The sequence below is a fragment of the Lacunisphaera limnophila genome (assembly GCF_001746835.1).
Taxonomy (GTDB): Bacteria; Verrucomicrobiota; Verrucomicrobiia; order Opitutales; family Opitutaceae; genus Lacunisphaera; species Lacunisphaera limnophila.
Map to the genome: position 1 here is coordinate 125,173 of NZ_CP016094.1, position 16,829 is coordinate 142,001.

At 66.6% G+C, this 16,829-nt stretch carries 17 protein-coding genes and 2 tRNA genes; 14 read left to right on the forward strand and 5 right to left on the reverse strand.

What is annotated here, in order from left to right:
- Positions 1-258 precede the first annotated feature (258 nt).
- The 4 genes from Verru16B_RS00555 (at position 259) to Verru16B_RS00570 (ending at position 3,332) form a co-directional block, all read left to right on the forward strand.
- Positions 259-849 carry a transglutaminase-like domain-containing protein gene (locus Verru16B_RS00555; protein WP_169829261.1) on the forward strand — a complete coding sequence of 197 codons (591 nt, stop codon included), beginning with the start codon at positions 259-261 and terminating at the stop codon, positions 847-849.
- Positions 839-2,008 (forward strand): CHASE3 domain-containing protein, encoded by a 1,170-nt coding sequence (locus tag Verru16B_RS00560; protein WP_069960467.1) that lies wholly within the window; start codon positions 839-841, stop codon positions 2,006-2,008. Before Verru16B_RS00555 ends, Verru16B_RS00560 begins: the two co-directional genes overlap by 11 nt.
- Positions 2,005-2,412, forward strand: coding sequence for a response regulator (locus Verru16B_RS00565; protein ID WP_069960468.1), 408 nt, complete (start codon positions 2,005-2,007; stop codon positions 2,410-2,412). The genes Verru16B_RS00560 and Verru16B_RS00565 overlap by 4 nt, the downstream gene beginning before the upstream one ends.
- Before the next feature lie 239 nt (positions 2,413-2,651).
- On the forward strand, positions 2,652-3,332 hold the full coding sequence (locus tag Verru16B_RS00570) for an LON peptidase substrate-binding domain-containing protein (RefSeq protein ID WP_157772094.1): 681 nt from the start codon (positions 2,652-2,654) through the stop codon (positions 3,330-3,332).
- Between the two features lie 423 nt (positions 3,333-3,755).
- Here the strand turns inward: Verru16B_RS00570 and Verru16B_RS00575 are convergent.
- Positions 3,756-3,831 (reverse strand) — tRNA-Thr (locus Verru16B_RS00575).
- A gap of 63 nt (positions 3,832-3,894) precedes the next feature.
- On the opposite strand from Verru16B_RS00575, the gene queA reads away from it, so the two are divergent.
- From queA to Verru16B_RS00600, 5 genes are all read left to right on the forward strand, one after another.
- The gene (queA, locus tag Verru16B_RS00580) at positions 3,895-5,097 is read left to right on the forward strand and encodes a tRNA preQ1(34) S-adenosylmethionine ribosyltransferase-isomerase QueA (RefSeq protein ID WP_069960470.1); all 1,203 of its coding nucleotides are present in this window, start codon (positions 3,895-3,897) and stop codon (positions 5,095-5,097) included.
- 64 nt (positions 5,098-5,161) lie between these two features.
- A complete protein-coding gene (locus Verru16B_RS00585) occupies positions 5,162-5,467 on the forward strand; it encodes a hypothetical protein (protein ID WP_069960471.1) in 306 nt (101 codons plus the stop codon).
- Complete coding sequence (locus tag Verru16B_RS00590; RefSeq protein ID WP_069960472.1) at positions 5,464-6,084, forward strand: YceI family protein; 621 nt, start codon at positions 5,464-5,466, stop codon at positions 6,082-6,084. Before Verru16B_RS00585 ends, Verru16B_RS00590 begins: the two co-directional genes overlap by 4 nt.
- A gap of 151 nt (positions 6,085-6,235) precedes the next feature.
- Entirely contained in the window at positions 6,236-6,595 is a 360-nt protein-coding gene (locus Verru16B_RS00595) for a tetratricopeptide repeat protein (RefSeq protein WP_069960473.1), read from the forward strand.
- 210 nt (positions 6,596-6,805) lie between these two features.
- Positions 6,806-7,783 (forward strand): acetyl-CoA carboxylase carboxyltransferase subunit alpha, encoded by a 978-nt coding sequence (locus Verru16B_RS00600; RefSeq protein ID WP_069960474.1) that lies wholly within the window; start codon positions 6,806-6,808, stop codon positions 7,781-7,783.
- Between the two features lie 250 nt (positions 7,784-8,033).
- Here Verru16B_RS00600 and Verru16B_RS00605 read toward each other — a convergent pair whose 3' ends face one another.
- Together Verru16B_RS00605 and Verru16B_RS00610 are read right to left on the reverse strand one after the other, a co-directional pair.
- Complete coding sequence (locus Verru16B_RS00605; protein ID WP_083269989.1) at positions 8,034-9,020, reverse strand: sugar phosphate isomerase/epimerase family protein; 987 nt, start codon at positions 9,018-9,020, stop codon at positions 8,034-8,036.
- Positions 9,021-9,055: 35 nt separating this feature from the next.
- Positions 9,056-10,888: a glycoside hydrolase family 2 protein gene (locus tag Verru16B_RS00610; protein ID WP_069960475.1), complete on the reverse strand. Its 1,833-nt coding sequence runs from the start codon at positions 10,886-10,888 to the stop codon at positions 9,056-9,058.
- 190 nt (positions 10,889-11,078) lie between these two features.
- On the opposite strand from Verru16B_RS00610, the gene Verru16B_RS00615 reads away from it, so the two are divergent.
- Positions 11,079-11,366 carry a hypothetical protein gene (locus Verru16B_RS00615; protein ID WP_157772095.1) on the forward strand — a complete coding sequence of 96 codons (288 nt, stop codon included), beginning with the start codon at positions 11,079-11,081 and terminating at the stop codon, positions 11,364-11,366.
- A gap of 159 nt (positions 11,367-11,525) precedes the next feature.
- On the forward strand, positions 11,526-13,745 hold the full coding sequence (gene katG, locus Verru16B_RS00620) for a catalase/peroxidase HPI (protein ID WP_083269990.1): 2,220 nt from the start codon (positions 11,526-11,528) through the stop codon (positions 13,743-13,745).
- 117 nt (positions 13,746-13,862) lie between these two features.
- Here katG and Verru16B_RS00625 read toward each other — a convergent pair.
- Positions 13,863-13,950 (reverse strand) — tRNA-Leu (locus tag Verru16B_RS00625).
- Between the two features lie 215 nt (positions 13,951-14,165).
- On the opposite strand from Verru16B_RS00625, the gene Verru16B_RS00630 reads away from it, so the two are divergent.
- From Verru16B_RS00630 to Verru16B_RS00640, 3 genes are all read left to right on the forward strand, one after another.
- A complete protein-coding gene (locus Verru16B_RS00630; protein ID WP_069960477.1) occupies positions 14,166-14,732 on the forward strand; it encodes a class I SAM-dependent methyltransferase in 567 nt (188 codons plus the stop codon).
- 90 nt (positions 14,733-14,822) lie between these two features.
- Positions 14,823-15,575, forward strand: a complete 753-nt coding sequence (locus Verru16B_RS00635; protein WP_069960478.1) for an RsmE family RNA methyltransferase — start codon at positions 14,823-14,825, stop codon at positions 15,573-15,575.
- 35 nt (positions 15,576-15,610) lie between these two features.
- The gene (locus Verru16B_RS00640) at positions 15,611-15,997 is read left to right on the forward strand and encodes a GxxExxY protein (RefSeq protein WP_069960479.1); all 387 of its coding nucleotides are present in this window, start codon (positions 15,611-15,613) and stop codon (positions 15,995-15,997) included.
- Between the two features lie 32 nt (positions 15,998-16,029).
- On the opposite strand, the gene kdsA is transcribed toward Verru16B_RS00640, so the two are convergent.
- Positions 16,030-16,821: a 3-deoxy-8-phosphooctulonate synthase gene (kdsA, locus tag Verru16B_RS00645; RefSeq protein ID WP_069960480.1), complete on the reverse strand. Its 792-nt coding sequence runs from the start codon at positions 16,819-16,821 to the stop codon at positions 16,030-16,032.
- Positions 16,822-16,829: the final 8 nt, after the last annotated feature.

The window sequence follows — 16,829 nt, forward strand, 5'->3', positions numbered from 1 at the left end:
CCCATTTGTCTCAATCCTATGCCCGGTGTGCCAGCCAACCTGTCACACTCTAAAAGTGCATTCCGCAGGTCGGTTGCACCGGCCGTCCCAGGGGTGTCTTCGCCCGGCGGGCTTGCCGAATGGGTCCCAGAGCTTACCTTCTAGGCGTTCCGACGGTTACCAGGGCCTCTAAATTTCACCCCATTCGAGCCGATAACTGTGGTCTAGCGACGGTTGAGGCATCCCGCGATGTCATCCGACCGGCCTCCGGCACAAATCGTGTCACCCACATCATCCATTTCTTCTCGACCCGCCCGGGCCGCCCTCTGGCTTTTACTGCTCGCCAGCGGCGTCGCCGCGCCCGCCGATCTGGATGCCGTCACTCTGCGGGAGCTGGCGGAGAACCCCGGGCTGAACCCAAAAAAATTCGCCTCCCACTTCGGGGACTTTGCCTATGAGTTCAACGGCCCGATCCAGCCCCCCAACACGTTCCTCGCCCGGGAACGGGGCGACTGCGACGACTACGCCGTGCTGGCCGACCACGTTCTGAAAAAGCGTGGCTACGTCACCCGGCTCATCCACATCCGCCTCGCGGGCCGCGTCGCCCATGCCGTTTGTTACGTCAACGAGAACAAGGCCTACCTCGACTACAACAATCGCTCCGTCTTCTTCACCCTCACCCGTTCCGGTGCCGAGCTCCGCGAGATTGCCGCCAAGGTCGCCGCTTCCCTCGAGGCCAACTGGACCACCGCCTCGGAATTCAGCTATTCCTACGCCACCCGGCGCAAGACCATGATCGCCACCGTGTCCCTGACCGGCGGCGAACCGGTCCCGGGCACCCCACGCTCCTCCGCCTTCGATGTCGACTGACCTCACCCCGCCCGCCTCCCCTGTTGACCGCACCCTGCGGCGCGTCCTCGCGTGCTTCGCGGTGATCGCGGCGGTGCTCGTCGCGGTCGTGACCGCCTCGCTCCAGAATCTCAACCGCAGCATCGCCACCAGCGACTGGGTCAACCACACCCACGCCCTCATCACCGAGGTAGACGCCCTCCAGCCCACCCTGCTCGCCGCCGAGGCTGATCTCAGCCGCTTCCTGCTCACGGCCGACGCGCATGATCACGAGGCCTGCCAGGAAAAATTCGCCGAACTCGGCGAGCGGGTCGACGTGGCCACCGCCCTCGCCGCCGGCTCCGCGCCCGAGGCCGCCGAATTCGCCGCCATCGCCGAACGCCTCGCCCGGCGCGCCGCCCGGGCCAGCCGCCTCGCCAACCTCAAACGCGCCGAAGATCCGGCCGCGCTCCAGCAGGCCCTGGCCGACGAAGCCGGCAATGGTGAACACCGCGAGCTCACCCACCTGATTGAGAATTTCCGCGAACACCAGACTGACCTCCTCTCCGCCCGCGACCGCGCCTCCTTCCAGCAGGCACAAACCACCCGCTGGACCGTGCTAAGCGGGCTCGGGCTCGACCTGCTGCTGCTGTTCGGCGCCGCCTGGCTGATCCGCGACGACCTTGCGGCCCGCCGGCGCGCCGCCCGCCTCCTCGAGCAGACCAATGAACAGCTCGAGGCTCGCGTGCGCGAGCGCACCGCCGAACTCACCGCCTCCAATGCCCGCCTCGCGATCCAGAATCTCGAGGAACGCTGGGCCAAGCAGGCCATCGAGCACCAGAACCGCTACAACCTGCTCATCATCGACTCCATCTCCGACGCCGTGTTCGTGGTCACCAAGGTCATGAACATCTCCCGCATGAACCCCGCCGCCGTCCACCTGACCGGCTATGAGCCCGCCGACCTGATCGACCGGCCCCTCAGCCGCATCCTCTGGCTCGCCGGCGACACCCTGCCCACTTTCGACCCGATGGCCCGCACCCTCATCGAGGGCCATGAGATGCGCGACAAACCCGCCTTCCTCACCACCAAGGGCGGCAAATCCGTTTCGGTGCGCCTCAATATCTATCCCCTCCGCGACCGCGACAAGGTCGTCGGCGGCGTCGTTGTCCTGCAATTCTCTCCCCCCGACTCACCATGAGCAGCCTCCCTCCCCCCTCCCCCGGCGCCTCCGCGCCGGCACCCCGGCACCTCCTGGCGATCGACGACGAGGCCCCCATCCTCGACCTGCTCAAGGAATACCTCTCCACCCAGGGCTTCCGCGTGTCCACCGCCAGCACCGCGATCGAGGCCCGCCGGGTCGTCGAGTCCGACCCGCCGGCGTTGATCATCTCCGATCTCCAGCTGGAGGAAACCGACGGCCTGCACCTGATCGAACAACTCCGCACCCACCTGCCCAAGACGCCCGTCATCCTCCTCACCGGCGTGCTCTTCGAACCCCAGGTCGTCGAGGAAACCCTCAAGTGGAAGGTCTCGTCCTACGTCAGCAAAACCGCCCCCCTGCAGGTCCTGGTGCAGGAAATCCGCCGCCTGCTCGGCAGCTGACCTCAGGTGGTACCCGGCCTCCGGACGGGTTGCCCTTGCATATCCTTGCAGGGTCGGCGCCCGTGCCGACCCCACGCGCGCGGCGCCCCGCCCTGTAGACGGCCAGCTCGCTGGCGCCATGCCGGCGGCATGGGATTCGTGGCGCGAGCGAGCTCGCCGCCCACCCGGACGTGTTCATTGGTACCTTCCTCCCCACCCCCGCACTTGCCCGCCGCCCGATTCCGGCTTTGTTCACCCGCATGGAAACGCTCCAGGTGCCCGACACCCTGCCGGTGATGACGCTGCCCAACACCGTCTTCTTCCCCCAGGCCCTGCTGCCGCTCCACATCTTCGAACCCCGCTATTGCCAGATGCTGCGCGACGTCCTCGCCCGCGACCGCCTGTTTGCCATCGCCCGCTTGGACAACACGAGCGCCGCCCCGGTCGGCGCCACCGAGCCCGCCCACCTCATCGCCACCGTCGGCATCGTGCGCGCCTGCCAGAAGGCCGACAACGACACCTCCAATCTCCTCCTGCAGGGCGTCTGCCGCGTCGCGATCCAGTCCATCGTGCGCGAACAACCGTACCGCCTCATCCACGTGAAGGCCCTCGCCACCGTCAGCGGCGGCAACGCCCCCGAACTCGAGATCGAGCGCCATGAGGTCATGCGCCTGCTTAACCTCCGCCGGCGCCTCGGTTCGCCCGTCCCCAAGGGCATGACTCAGTTCCTGGAGAGTATCGAGGACGTGGACACCTTTGCCGACGTCGCCGCCTTCAACCTGTGCGAGGACGGCGAATTCAAGCAGTCCCTCCTGGCGGAGCTCGACACCCGCCGCCGGCTCCAGCGCTTCGCCGCCCGCCTCAAGGCCGAGATCGAGGACCAGAAACTCCGCCGCAAACTCCAGGGCCGCCTGACCGACGACCACATCACGGACAACTGATCTGCGGCAGCACCGCACCCGCTGGGCTCATCACCACGAGCCGCGCGCAGGATCCAGGGGATCGGGTGGGCGGCCAGCTCGCCCGTTCGACCTACTCAGGGCCCCGAGCCTGTCGCGGGGCTGGCGCCACGAACACCATGATACGACCGTGGCGTGGGCAAGCTCACCGCCCACCACTCCATCTCAGCCACCCAAATCGTATCGCAGACCATTGACCGTTTTCCTGCAGGGCTGGCTCGCCGAGCCGTAGCCGCCACGAGCGGATCCGCCTGAGCGTCGCCTGACGTCTTTTCGCCGACCTGCACCCCAAGATCCAAAGGCTGGCTCGCCGAGTCGTAGCGGTAACGAAAGTAGTCCGCCTTCGCGCAGCAGACTGCGCTACGGCGCGACAGTCTTCGCCTTCGCTTCGCTGCGAGCGAAGACTGGAGCCGCTTGTCGGATTTGAACCGACGACCTACTCATTACGAATGAGTCGCTCTACCAACTGAGCTAAAGCGGCGTTAACCAACCGAATGTCGGAAGAAACTCGCCCCCCCGAGCAGAGCAAGCCTTCATTTGTGCCGTGTCCCCGCTGTCCACCGACCTCTTCGACTACCCGTTGCCGGAAAGGCTGATCGCCCAGTCCCCCGCGCAACAGCGCGACGCCTCGCGCCTGCTCGTCGTGGACCGCTCGACCCGCACCCTCGCCCACCGCCATTTCCGCGACCTGCCCGACTACCTGCGCGCCGGCGACACCCTCTTTCGCAACAACGCCGCCGTCATCCCCGCCCGCCTCCACGCCACCCGCCCCACCGGCGGCCAGGTTGAGTGCCTGCTCCTGCGGCCGGCGGTGGACACGGCTGGCCTGCCAGCCGTCTTGTCCGCCATAGGCCCGGCGACGGCGGAAGCCACTCAATCCCCGTCACGGATGGAAAGTCCTCCTTCGCCAAGCCTACGGCGGACAGCCTCCGCGCTCACTTCGCTCGGCGAAGGCTGGTGGTGCCTCCTCCGCCCCGGCAAGAAACTCCCGGTCGGCGCCACCTTCGGCCTCGCCGGCGCCTTCACTGCCACCGTGCTCGAGAAGACCGATGACGGACTCGCCCGCGTGGCGTTCACCACCACCGGTGGGGATCTCCTCGCCGTCGCCAACCGCATCGGTGACATGCCGCTGCCGCCCTACATCAGCGGCCATGAGAACGCCGCGGACCGGACCACCGACCGCGAGCGCTACCAGACCGTCTACGCCGACCGCGGCCACCAGGTCGCCGCCGCCGCTCCGACCGCCGGCCTGCACTTCACCCCCGAACTGCTCACCCGGATCGCCGGCCAAGGCGTCACCTTCGCCGACCTCACCCTGCACGTCGGCCTCGGCACCTTCCGCCCGATCATGACCGATACGATTCAGGACCACGCCATCCACCGCGAGGTCTACGAGATTCCCGTCGCCACGCAGCAGGCGCTCTTCGCCGGTCAAGGCCGCCGCATCGCGGTCGGCACCACGTCGGTCCGCAGCATCGAGGACTATCTCTCGCGCACGACGTCGGCCATGCCCCAGGACTGGATGGCCGAGGCCGGCATTTTCATCTATCCGCCCCGCCCCTTCCGCGGCGTCGATGCCCTCATCACGAACTTCCACCAACCGCGCTCCACCCTCCTCTGCCTGGTGTCCGCTTTCCTCACTCCCGGCTCCACCGAAGGCATCGCCTGGCTGAAGGATATCTACGCTGAAGCCGTCGCCGAGGAATACCGTTTCTTCAGCTATGGCGACGCCATGCTGATTCTGTAACCTGATTATCAGTGATTTAAGAATTACTTGCACATCGAAGGATTATGGCTTTGGTGTCCGCCTCATGAGCAATCCGGCTTCCACCACCACCGCCAAGGCGCCCGCCGCTCGCCTGGCCCTGCGCCTTGCCGCGCTGGCCTTGTTGCTCGCCACGGTCGGATTCTGGGCCGCCAAGGGCGCCCACACCGGCTGGAGCCAGAACCAGGTGCCCGTGAAGCAAACCGACGAAATCACCGGCATCGAGTTCGTGACCTACGAAAAACGCTTCGTGCCCGGGGTCGAATTCCTCGGCGCCGGTACCGGTCTGGCCGGCGCGCTATTCGTCATCTCCCTTTTGTTCAAACGCAAATCAACCCAACCCTCCTCATGAAAAAATCCGTCATCGTCAGCCTGCTCAGCCTCGCCACCGCCGCGGTCCTCACCGCCGCGCCCCAGTCCTTCGACTTCAAGGACCCGAAGGGCGTCAATGCCATCCAGTTCCACCTCGACTCCGTGCTGGAGCCCATCTCCGGCACCGCCGGCGGCGTGACCGGCACGGTCAGCTTCGATGCGGCCAACCCGGCGGCCACCACCGGCAAGATCGTCGTCGCGACCGCTTCCCTCACGGTCTCGAACGCCATGATGACCGATCACCTCCGCGGGGAGAACTGGCTCAATGCCCCGGCCAATCCCGAGATCGTGTTCGAGCTCGTCTCCCTCGCCGATGTGAAGACCACCGGCAACGACACGACCGCCACCGCCACCGGCAAGTTCACCCTCAAGGGCGTGACCAAGGAAATCTCCGTGCCGGTCAAGCTCACCTACCTCGCCGGTGCCTACGGCAAGCGCCTGAACAAGCCCGAGCTCGGCGGTGACCTCCTCGTCATCCGCGGCGAATTCACCATCGCCCGCGCCGACTACGGCGTCCAGCCCGGCAAGAACGAGGACAAGGTGAACCCCGAGATCAAGCTGTCGCTCGCCATCGTCGGCGGCGCCCCCAAGGCCTGATCCCCTGCGGGTCAGCGCACCCGCCAAACGTTTCGAGGACGGCCCCCGGGCCGTCCTTTTTTATTTTCGCTTCCCGGATTCCCCGTCCAGATCGACGAATATCACCTTCCCCGCCCTTCCCTTTTCCCTTCCGCGCGCTACCTTCCCGCCTGTGACCGACGACGCCATCCAACACCTCATCGAGGAAGCCACTTTCGACTACACGATGGGCGACAACGACGCCGCCCTCGCTAAGCTCACCCAGGCCACCACCGCGGCCCCCGACTCGTTCCCCGCCTGGCATGCCCTCGCCGAGGTGAATTTCAACCTCAGGCACTTCGATGCTGCCCTCGTCGCCGCCGAACAGGCGCACCGCCTCCAGCCCGGCGACTTGTTCATCAACACTACCCTTTCCCGCATCTGGATGGAAAAAGGCGACAAGCCCAAGGCCGAGCACTATGGCGCCCAGGCCAAAATCCAAAGCTGGAAGGACCAGATCCAAAACCCCGACGCCACCAAGGGCGGGCTCTGAGCCAATCCTGACAGGATCGCCGCCACGGATGGCACGGTGGGGCACGGATAAAATCCATCAACGCGGTCATCCTGATCCTTCGGTCGTGAAAACTGGATCAATGGGATCAGAAATTTAAATCCGTGTTGATCAGTGTCATCCGTGGCTAAACCGGGTTTGGGAGCTGGCTCGTTGACAGGCGCCAAACCGCCCAACTAACCTCACGTCCCTATGGATCGTCCCGCCTACCTGCTCGAATTCGAGAAGCCGCTCCGTGAACTGGAAAAGCAGCTCGAATCCCTCCATCAGCAGTCTCTCGAAAACAACATCGATATGTCCGCCGAGCTCGCGACGATCGAGGAGAAGATCGAGATCACCCGGAAGGACATCTATACCAACCTCACCCCGTGGCAGCGCGTGCTGGTCGCCCGCCACCCCAAGCGCCCCTACGCCCTCGATTACATCGGCGCCCTCTGTACCGACTTCCAGGAACTCCACGGCGACCGCCAGTTCAACGACGACCGCGCTCTGATCGGCGGCACCGCCTTCTTCGACGGCCGCGCCATCATGGTCATCGCGCAGCAGAAGGGCCGCGACACCAAGGAAAACATCGTCCGCAACTTCGGCATGCCGCAGCCCGAGGGTTACCGCAAGGCCCTCCGCCTGATGAAGCTCGCCGAGAAGTTCCGCCTGCCCGTCCTCACCTTCATCGACACCCCCGGCGCCTTCCCCGGCGTCGAGTCCGAGGCCCGCCACGTCTCCGAGGCCATCGCCGTCAACCTCCGCGAAATGGCCATGCTCAAGGTCCCCTCCATCGCCGTCATCGTCGGCGAGGGCGGCTCCGGCGGCGCCCTCGGCATCGGCGTCACCGACCGCGTCCTCATCTTCGAGAACGCCTACTACTCCGTCATCTCCCCCGAGGGCTGCGCCGCCATCCTCTGGAAGGACCGCGCCCACGCCCCCAAGGCCGCCGCCGCCCTCAAGCTCAACGCCGGCAGCCTCAAGGAACTGGCCGTCGTCGACGACGTCATCCCCGAGCCCCTCGGCGGCGCCCACTACGCGCCCGAGCAGGCCGCCGCCGCCCTCAAGGTCGCGCTGCAGAAACACCTCGCCGAACTCGTCGGCCTCCCCACGGAGAAGCTCCTCGACCAGCGCTACGACCGCTACCGCGCCCTCGGCGAATACCGCGAGACCGCGGCGGCAAAGTAAGGCGAGCGGGCGAGGTCGTCCGCGCTCCAACGGAAAGGGCGCCACGGCGCCCCCGCGGTGGCTTTGCCTTAACTGTAGGGCGGGGTCGCCGACGGAGGCTTGGCGGAGATGGCGCAGCAACCCCGCCTTTGCTCGATCGCTTTGCCGGGTGCGAGGCGGGGTTCGGCGACCCCGCCCTACAACGGAAGCCGCGCCAAAGTTGTCCGACGGAGAACCCTCGGCCTGGACCTAACTCCAACGTACGCCGGCCTCACGCCGTCGCCGCGATCGCCGCGCGCAACTCGGCCAGCATCCGGGGAATTTCCACGAAGGAATCATAGTCGGCCCGGCCCATCCGCAGGGTCTCGATCGGCACATAACCCCGGTACCCCGAGGCGCGGATGATCCCTACCAACCGCCGCATATCGATCCGCGGCGAGGTCGTCGTGCTTTGCAGCGTTTCCTTGATCTGCCAGTTAACGGCGTGGGGCGCCATGAGGGCGATATCCGCATAGGGATCGGCCGTCAGGTATTTGCCGGTGTCGACCATCGCCGCGCACCAGGCGTGCCCCACCCGCTGCAAGAGGCTCAGATGCTCCGCCCCGCTGCTGATGAAGTCGCCGTGGTTCTGCACCGCGACGATCACGCCGTATTTCGCCCCGTGCTCGGCGCAGCTGTGCAGTGCCTCGGCCATCCAGGCCTCGACGGTCTCGCGGCTGGCCCCGCCCGCCGCCTGCTGCCAGTTCCGGAACGGAGGCTGCGAGTCGGCAAAGGCTCGCACCGTCGGCGCACCCAGCTTGGCCGCGACCTCGATCCAGGCTTTGATGCGCTCCACGCCCTCGGCCCGGACCGCCGGGTCCGCCGCCGTGAAATCGTTGCGCACCCCCGTGCCGCTGAAACACAGCCCGAGGTCGAAGACATGCCGCTTCAACCGGATGAGATACCGGTCGTCCGGCACCCCCGGGTAGCCCGGAAAAAAGTAGCCGGTGACATCCACGCCCTCGAAGCCGTGGTCCGCGCAGAAATCACAGACCTTGAAGAGGTCGACCCCCTGGCTCGGATCCTTGGCGTTGGCATTCAACAGCTCGAGAAACGAATACGCATTGAGGCTCGTTTTCAGGAGCGCGCGGCCCGCGGGTGCCGCCGGCGTGGCGGCCGGCAGACCGGCCGGCGCGGCCAGCGCGAGGGCGCCGGCCACACCGAAGGGCGCGGCCGCGGCGGTGGCAAGAAACTGGCGACGGGAGACGGCGGTGCTCATGGAGTATGGGAGGTCGGGGGTTCGGACGGGAACGTTCAGGGCTTGGCGTATGCCGCCGCCTTGCGGGCGTAATACTCCTGCAACACCCCGAAGGCCATCTTGCGCGTGCCATTCTCGCCGATGAGCCCCTTGCGATTCCAGCCATCTTGGATGTTCGGCAGGTGCCGGCGCGGGGAACGGAAATCACACAGGATCCATGGCGTCATGCCGCGCAGCTGCGGGATCTTCTCCAGCATCGTCAGGGTCTGCGCGTAAAGGTCGGCCTGGAACTCCTCCGTGAAGCGGGCGCGTCGGTCGCCATGGAGGCCCTGGAGGGCGTCGGCGCCAAATTCGCTCACGATGACCGGCTTGTTGTAATTGATGATCCACTTCGCCTTGGCGCAATCGTCGGGCATGCCCACGTACCAGCCGATGTACTGGTTGAAGCTCACGAGGTCGGTCACCTCGGCGAGCTCGTCCTCGACAATGCTCGTGCTGGGATCGTCCGCGGGCGAGTGCCGCTCCATGGCGGCGGAAATCAGCCGCGTCGGGTCGAGGGCGCGGGTGTGGGCGACGAGCTTCTTGAGAAACACCGTGCGGGCGGGCGAGATCGGCGTCTCGTTCGCCATCGACCAGATGATGACGCTGGCCCGGTTGCGGTCGCGGGTGATCAGCTCCGTGAGCTGGTTCTCGGCGTTCGCGTAGGTGTCGGCGTTGTCCCAGTGGATCGTCCAGTACACCGGCACCTCCGCCCAGAGCAAAATGCCCAGCTCGTCGGCGACGCGGGCCATGTGCTCGTTGTGGGGATAGTGGGCGAGGCGCACGTAGTTGCAGCCCAGTTCCTGCGCCCAGCCGAGCAGCTGGCGGGCGTCCGCCGGCGTCGTGGCGCGTCCGCCGCGCAGCGGGTTCTCCTCGTGCAGGCTGATGCCGCGCAGGAAAGTCGACTTCCCGTTCAGCAGGATGTCCGCGCCGCGGGTCTCAATCGTGCGGAACCCCACCCGGTCGGTGAGGCGGTCGGCCCCCGCCGTGAGGGTGACCGCATAGAGCCGCGGCGACTCGGGCGACCAAAGCTCGGCGCCGGTCAGGGCAAACTCGAAGGTCGCGCGACCCGCGGCATCCGCCGTGGCGGCGACCGCGATCTTCAGTTCCGGGATCTCCACCGTCACCGGCTGGCCCGGCCCGTCCAGCTGGACGAAGCCGCGCACCCGCCGGTCGGCCCCCGGCTGCAGCCGCAGGGCGAAGTCGCGGATCGCCGTCGCCGGCGTCTCCAGCAGCCGCACGTCGCGGGTGAGCCCGCCGTAGTTCCACCAGTCGGTGTTGACCGTGGGCACGGCCTCGGGTCGACGCGCGTTGTTCACGCGGACGACGAGCGAGTTGCCGGTGGGCTTCAGCTTGCCGGTCACCTCGAATTCAAACGGCGTGAAACCGCCGACATGCCGGCCGAGCTTGGCGCCGTTGAGGTAGACGTCGGCCTCGTAATTGGCCCCGCCGAAATGGAGGAACTGGCGCGCCCCGGCGGCCCGGGGCGTGTAATCAAACCGCTTCCGGTACCAGACGGTGCTCTCGTAATAGAGGAGCTTGTCGTCCTGCGAATTCCAGTCGCCCGGCACGTTGAGCGAGGCGCTCGTGTCGAAATCGTACTCGATCAGCTCGGCCGGCGTGGCCGGCTTCCGGTCGAGGAAGTAGCCGCCGCTGGGTTTCGTCGCCTCATCGAAGCGCTGCAACCGGTAGTTGACGTAGCCGTTGTCGTAAGGATCGACAATCACGTGCCAGCGGCCGTTCAGCGCGAGCACCTCTCGGTCGGCGGCGTTGATGAGGGGGGTGGCCGGGGCGACGAGGCCCGTGAGGGCAGCCAGAGCGAGGACGAGCGGACGCAACAGACTTTGCATGGGGATTGCCGGAGAGGGAGGAAAGAAGTGACGAAGACAGAGCAAGGCGCTGGGAGCCGGCCGATGGCCCGGCCGTCCCCCAGCGCCACACCCAGGAGGTTACCTGCACCAAATCAGAAATTCAGCCGGGCGGAGAGGGTGAAATTTCGCGGCAACAGAGAGGAATATTCGGCGGGCACGGTCCGGCCCCTTGTCACTGGCAAAAAAGGCCCAGCCGGATATGCTCCGCGCCGTGATCGTCATCCGCCGCCTCGTCGCCCGCCAGCGCGCCTACACCGCCATCTTCCTCCCCGGGGAGGAACCCCAGGTCATTCCCACTACCGACTACGAGCACGGCCGCATCCTGCAGATCTACAAACAGGACCGACCGCACCCCGACATCCACAACGACTTCACAGACTTTCTGCTCCAGCCCTCCGTCCAACCCACGCCGCCCGCGGCCCCAAAGCCCCCCGCCCACCCCACGGGCGAACTATAACCTCCCGTCGCCCGGTCCAGTGCCGGGCCTACTACGCTCCCCCGCCCGCGTACCCATTCCGGCCCCCCGCCACTCAGCCCGCGTCGTTTCCGGACCGGCTAACTGCCCGGCCACGGTAGACTTTCTGGCAAACCTCGGCATCACTTTCACCTTACCATCATGGAATCCCATCCTGCATCCCCCGGCGGCAAATGCCCCTTCCCCCACCTCCACGGCACCACCCCGCCCCCCGCCCCCACGAGCGCCGGCGGCCTGTCCAACCGCGACTGGTGGCCGAACCAGCTCAATCTCCGCATCCTCCACCAGAACTCGGCCCTCTCCGATCCCATGGGACCGGATTTCGACTACGCGGCTGAGTTCAAAAAACTCGACCTGGCCGCCCTGAAAAAGGATCTCGTCGCCCTCATGACCGACTCGCAGCCCTGGTGGCCCGCCGACTTCGGCCACTACGGCCCGTTCTTTATCCGCATGGCCTGGCACAGCGCGGGCACCTACCGCACCGCCGACGGCCGCGGCGGCGCCGGCGCCGGCCAGCAACGCTTCGCCCCGCTCAACAGCTGGCCGGACAACGCCAACCTCGACAAGGCCCGCCGCCTGCTCTGGCCGATCAAACAGAAATACGGCAAGCAGATCTCGTGGGCCGACCTCATGATCCTCACCGGCAACTGCGCCCTCGAGTCCATGGGTTTCAAAACCTTCGGCTTCGGCGGCGGTCGCGCCGACGTCTGGGAACCCGAGGAGGATGTCTACTGGGGCTCGGAAACCACCTGGCTCGGTGACAAGCGCTACGCCGGCGACCGCGAGCTCGAGAATCCGCTCGCCGCCGTGCAGATGGGTCTCATCTACGTCAACCCCGAGGGCCCCAACGGCCAGCCCGACCCGCTCGCCTCCGCCCGCGACATCCGCGAGACTTTCGCCCGTATGGCCATGAACGACGAGGAAACCGTCGCCCTCATCGCCGGCGGCCACACCTTCGGCAAGACCCACGGCGCCGCTGCCGCCACCCACGTCGGCCGCGAGCCCGAGGCCGCCGGCCTCGCCGCCCAAGGCCTGGGCTGGGCCAGCACCTACGCCAGCGGCAAGGGCGCCGACACCATCACGAGCGGGCTCGAGGTCATCTGGACCACCACGCCAACCAAGTGGAGCAACAACTACTTCGAAAACCTCTTCCGCTACGAATGGGAGCTGACCAAGAGCCCCGCCGGCGCCCACCAGTGGGTCGCCAAGGACGCCGAAGCCACCGTCCCCGACGCCTACGACCCCGCCAAGAAGCACCGGCCGACCATGCTCACCACCGACGTCGCCCTGCGCGTCGATCCCGCCTACGAGAAAATCTCCCGCCGCTTCCTCGATCACCCGGACCAGTTCGCCGACGCCTTCGCGCGCGCCTGGTTCAAGCTCACGCACCGCGACATGGGCCCGAAGGCCCTCTACCTCGGCGCGGAGGTGCCCGCCGAAGATTTGCTCTGGCAGGATCCGATCCCCGCCGTCGACCACCCGCTCGTCGACGCCGCGGATATCGCCGCCCTCAAGACCCGGATCCTCGCCTCCGGCCTGGCCGTCTCGGAGCTCGTGTTCACCGCCTGGGCCTCCGCCTCCACCTACCGCGGCTCCGACAAGCGCGGCGGCGCCAACGGCGCCCGGATCCGCCTCGCCCCCCAGAAGGACTGGGAAGCCAACCAGCCCGCCCGCCTCGCCAAGGTTCTCAAGACTCTCGAAGGCATCCAGCAGGCCTTCAACGCGGCCCAGACCGGCGGCAAGAAAATCTCCCTCGCCGACCTCATCATCCTCGGCGGTTCCGCCGCCCTCGAGCAGGCGGCGCAGAAAGCCGGGCAGAATGTGACCGTCCCCTTCACCCCCGGACGCATGGACGCCTCCGCGGCGCAGACCGACGCCGAGGCCTTCGCCCCGCTCGAGCCGGTGGCGGACGGGTTCCGCAACTACCAGAAGACCCGCTTCACGCTCCCCGCCGAGCAGCTCCTCGTCGACCGCGCCCAGCTGCTGAGCCTGACTGCGCCGGAGATGACCGTCCTCGTCGGCGGCCTGCGCGTGCTCAATGCCAACCACGGCAAGTCGCCGCATGGCGTCTTCACCGCGCGTCCCGAGACGCTCACCAACGACTTCTTCGTCAACCTGCTCGACTTGGCCAACGAGGTGAAACCCACCTCGCCCGCCGAGGAGCTGTTCGAGATCCGCGACCGCGCCACCGGCGACGTGAAGTGGACCGGCACCCGCGTGGACCTCGTCTTCGGCTCAAACTCGCAGCTCCGCGCCCTCGCCGAAGTCTACGCCGAGCGCGACGCCGCGGGGAAATTCGTCCGCGACTTCGTCGCCGCCTGGACCAAGGTGATGAACGCCGACCGCACCGACCTCGGCTGAGCGACCTGCCCGTCCCGCCACTCACGGCGCCCCCGCAAACCCTGCGGCCGGGCGCCTTTTCTTTTCGCGGAGTCATGCTTTTAAAAACCCGCCGGCCGCGATCAACGGCGATTAAGCTGGTGCCCGGGGTGGGGGTCGAACCCACAAGACTTTAGAGGTCGGTGGATTTTGAGTCCACTGCGTCTGCCAATTCCGCCACCCGGGCGACTGCGACCGGCAAGAAACCCCCCGCCCCCCGCAAAGTCCACCCCGATTTTGACGGAGGTTTACCCACCAAGAGTCACCACAAGGCACTCGTCCCGCTGCCGTTGATATCCCGCGCGCCCAACGGTTCTTTGAGGGCGCGAGCCGCGGCTTGATTTTTTTGCGCCTTTTTGTGGCCAATCCCTCCGGGGCTGGTTGAGTTAAGGCGAAATCCGCATGAAAGCCGTCGACCGCTTCCTCCAGTCCTGGCGTGAACGCAAGGTGCGCGCGTGGCTGAAGCCCGGCGCCCGCGTCCTCGACGTCGGCTGCCACCAGGGCGAGTTCTTCGACCGCCTCGGCCCGGCGATCACCGACAGCGTCGGCCTCGATCCCCTCGCCCGGCCGCGCACCGCGGCCACCTTCACCCTGCGCGCCATCCCCTTCGCCGAGCCGCTCGACTACCCCGTCGGTCGCTTCGACGCCATCATCCTCCTCGCGACCCTGGAACACATCCGCGACAAGGCCCCCCTCGCGCGCGAGGCCCGCCGCCTGCTCACCCCCGGCGGCCGCCTTATCATGACCGTCCCCTCCCCGCGCGTGGACGACATCGTCCACACCCTCGTCCGCCTCGGCCTCGCCGACGGCATGAGTCTCGAGGAACACCACGGCTTCAAGCCGGCGGACACCGACCCGATCTTCCGCGCGGGCGGGCTCGAGCTGGAACACCACTCGACCTTCCAGCTCGGCCTCAATCACCTGTTCGTTTTCCGGCGACCGGAAAACGAAGGATCAAGGGTCAAGTGACAAGTATCAGGCCCGGCATGGTCGAGCCTCGATCCGCCTCCTGTCACTTGTTACTTGGCACTTGTTACTTCGCGACGTAATCGTCGCGTTATGCCCGACTTCCGTGCCTACGCTCCCGATGTTCCCGCCGGCGCGGCGGAGATCCGGCTCGGCGCGGACGAGAGCCACCACCTCGTGACCGTCAACCGCTGCGGCCGCGGCGATCCCGTCACGGCCTTCGATGGCCACGGCCAGGAATGGCTCACCGAGTGCGTGGACCCGGCCAAGGCCGCCACCGTGCTCCGCGTGAAGGCAGCCCGGCCCGCCGCCACCCGCGCGTTTTCCCTCACCCTCGCCCAGGCCCTGCCCAAGGGCGCCACGATGGACGACATCGTCCGCCAGGCCACCGAGGTCGGCGCGGCCCGCCTCATCCCGCTGCTCAGCGAGCGCACTCAGGTTCACCTCGACGCGGATCGCGCCGACAAGAAAATCGAGAAATGGCGCACCACCGCCATCGAGGCCGCCAAACAATGCGGCAACCCCTGGCTGCCGGCCATCTCCCCGCTCCAATCCCTCGCCACCTTCCTCGCCGCGCCGCCGGAAAACGAGCTCCGGCTGATCGCCAGCCTGCACGCCGGGACGACCACCCTCAAAACCGCCCTTGCCACCTACGCGCGGAAGCACGGCCACGCCCCGCGCTCCGCCCTCTGGCTGGTCGGACCCGAGGGTGATTTCTCCCCGGCCGAGATGACCGCGGCCCTCACCGCCGGCTTCGTGCCGGTAACCCTCGGCCCGCTCGTCCTCCGCAGCGACACCGCCGCCCTCTACGCCCTGAGCATCCTGAGCCACGAACTGGGTGGCTGAACCGGTTTCACGCAAAGCCGCCAAGACGCAAAGCAATGACGGAGAATGAAATCTCCCGGGCTGTGGTCGATGCGGCGTTCCAGCTGCATGTCGAACTTGGACCGGGCTTGCTCGAATCCGTCTATGAAACACTGCTGGCTTGCGAGCTTGAGCACCGCGGATTCAAGGTTGTCCGCCAGCAACCCATCTCCTTTGAGCACCGCGGTATTCGATTTGACGAGGGTTTCCGTGCTGACCTGATCATAAATGACAAGGTCATCATCGAGCTCAAATCAGTCGAGGACTTGCATCCCTCGCACAAGAAACAGCTCAAAACTTACCTTAAGCTGACCGGCAAGAAGCTTGGATTACTGATCAATTTTGGGGCACCATTGATTAAAGATGGCATCCACCGGGTCGTGTTGGGATTGCCTGACGCCTGATCTTTGCGTCTTGGCGGCTTTGCGTGAAAAACTCAGCTCCGCGCAGCCTTCCACACCGCGACGCACGTCGCGATCAGCGCCGGCAGCTCAGCCAGCGGCACCATGTTGGGTCCGTCCGAGATCGCCTTGTCCGGGTCGGGATGCGTCTCGATGAAGAGTCCGTCGGCCCCCGCCCCCAGCGCGGCCTTCGCCAGCGGCGCCACAAATTCGCGTCGACCGCTGCTCTTGCCACCGCCCGCCCCGGGCAGCTGCACGCTGTGCGTGGCGTCAAAGATCGCCGGATAGCCCAGCGCCTTCATCTGCGCGAAGCTGCGCATGTCCACGACGAGATTCTGGTAGCCGAAGGTCGTGCCGCGTTCCGTCTGCCAGATCTCGGTGGCGCGGCCCTGCTTCAGCTTGCCCACCACGAATTCCATTTCCTGCGGCGAGAGAAACTGCCCCTTCTTCACGTTCACCACCGCGCCGGTCTTGGCCGCGGCGAGCAGCAGATCGGTCTGCCGGCAGAGGAAGGCGGGGATTTGCAGCACATCAACCACCTTCGCCACCGGCGCGCACTGCGGCCGTTCATGGATATCGGTCAGGACCGGGAAACCGTACTCGCGCTTGATGAGCGCGAGCAGCCGCAGCCCTTCCTTCAACCCGGTGCCGCGGCCGCCCAGCGAGGTGCGGTTGGCTTTGTCGAACGAGCCCTTGAACACGATGTTCAGCTCGCGGTGTTTCTTCCCGAGCTTCACCAAGCCCTCCGCCACGCTCCGGCAGACCGCCTCGTTCTCCAAGGAACAAGGCCCGGCAATGAGGAGCAGCCGCTTGGGGTCGAAGAGCATGCCGTGAT

Coding starts and splice junctions, on each gene's coding strand:
- Verru16B_RS00560 (WP_069960467.1), top strand. CDS start 839: ATGTCGACTGACCTCACCCCGCCCGCCTCCCCTGTTGACCGCACCCTG.
- Verru16B_RS00565 (WP_069960468.1), top strand. CDS start 2,005: ATGAGCAGCCTCCCTCCCCCCTCCCCCGGCGCCTCCGCGCCGGCACCC.
- Verru16B_RS00570 (WP_157772094.1), top strand. CDS start 2,652: ATGGAAACGCTCCAGGTGCCCGACACCCTGCCGGTGATGACGCTGCCC.
- Verru16B_RS00585 (WP_069960471.1), top strand. CDS start 5,162: ATGAGCAATCCGGCTTCCACCACCACCGCCAAGGCGCCCGCCGCTCGC.
- Verru16B_RS00590 (WP_069960472.1), top strand. CDS start 5,464: ATGAAAAAATCCGTCATCGTCAGCCTGCTCAGCCTCGCCACCGCCGCG.
- Verru16B_RS00600 (WP_069960474.1), top strand. CDS start 6,806: ATGGATCGTCCCGCCTACCTGCTCGAATTCGAGAAGCCGCTCCGTGAA.
- Verru16B_RS00605 (WP_083269989.1), bottom strand. CDS start 9,020: ATGAGCACCGCCGTCTCCCGTCGCCAGTTTCTTGCCACCGCCGCGGCC.
- Verru16B_RS00610 (WP_069960475.1), bottom strand. CDS start 10,888: ATGCAAAGTCTGTTGCGTCCGCTCGTCCTCGCTCTGGCTGCCCTCACG.
- katG (WP_083269990.1), top strand. CDS start 11,526: ATGGAATCCCATCCTGCATCCCCCGGCGGCAAATGCCCCTTCCCCCAC.
- Verru16B_RS00630 (WP_069960477.1), top strand. CDS start 14,166: ATGAAAGCCGTCGACCGCTTCCTCCAGTCCTGGCGTGAACGCAAGGTG.
- Verru16B_RS00635 (WP_069960478.1), top strand. CDS start 14,823: ATGCCCGACTTCCGTGCCTACGCTCCCGATGTTCCCGCCGGCGCGGCG.
- Verru16B_RS00640 (WP_069960479.1), top strand. CDS start 15,611: ATGACGGAGAATGAAATCTCCCGGGCTGTGGTCGATGCGGCGTTCCAG.
- kdsA (WP_069960480.1), bottom strand. CDS start 16,821: ATGCTCTTCGACCCCAAGCGGCTGCTCCTCATTGCCGGGCCTTGTTCC.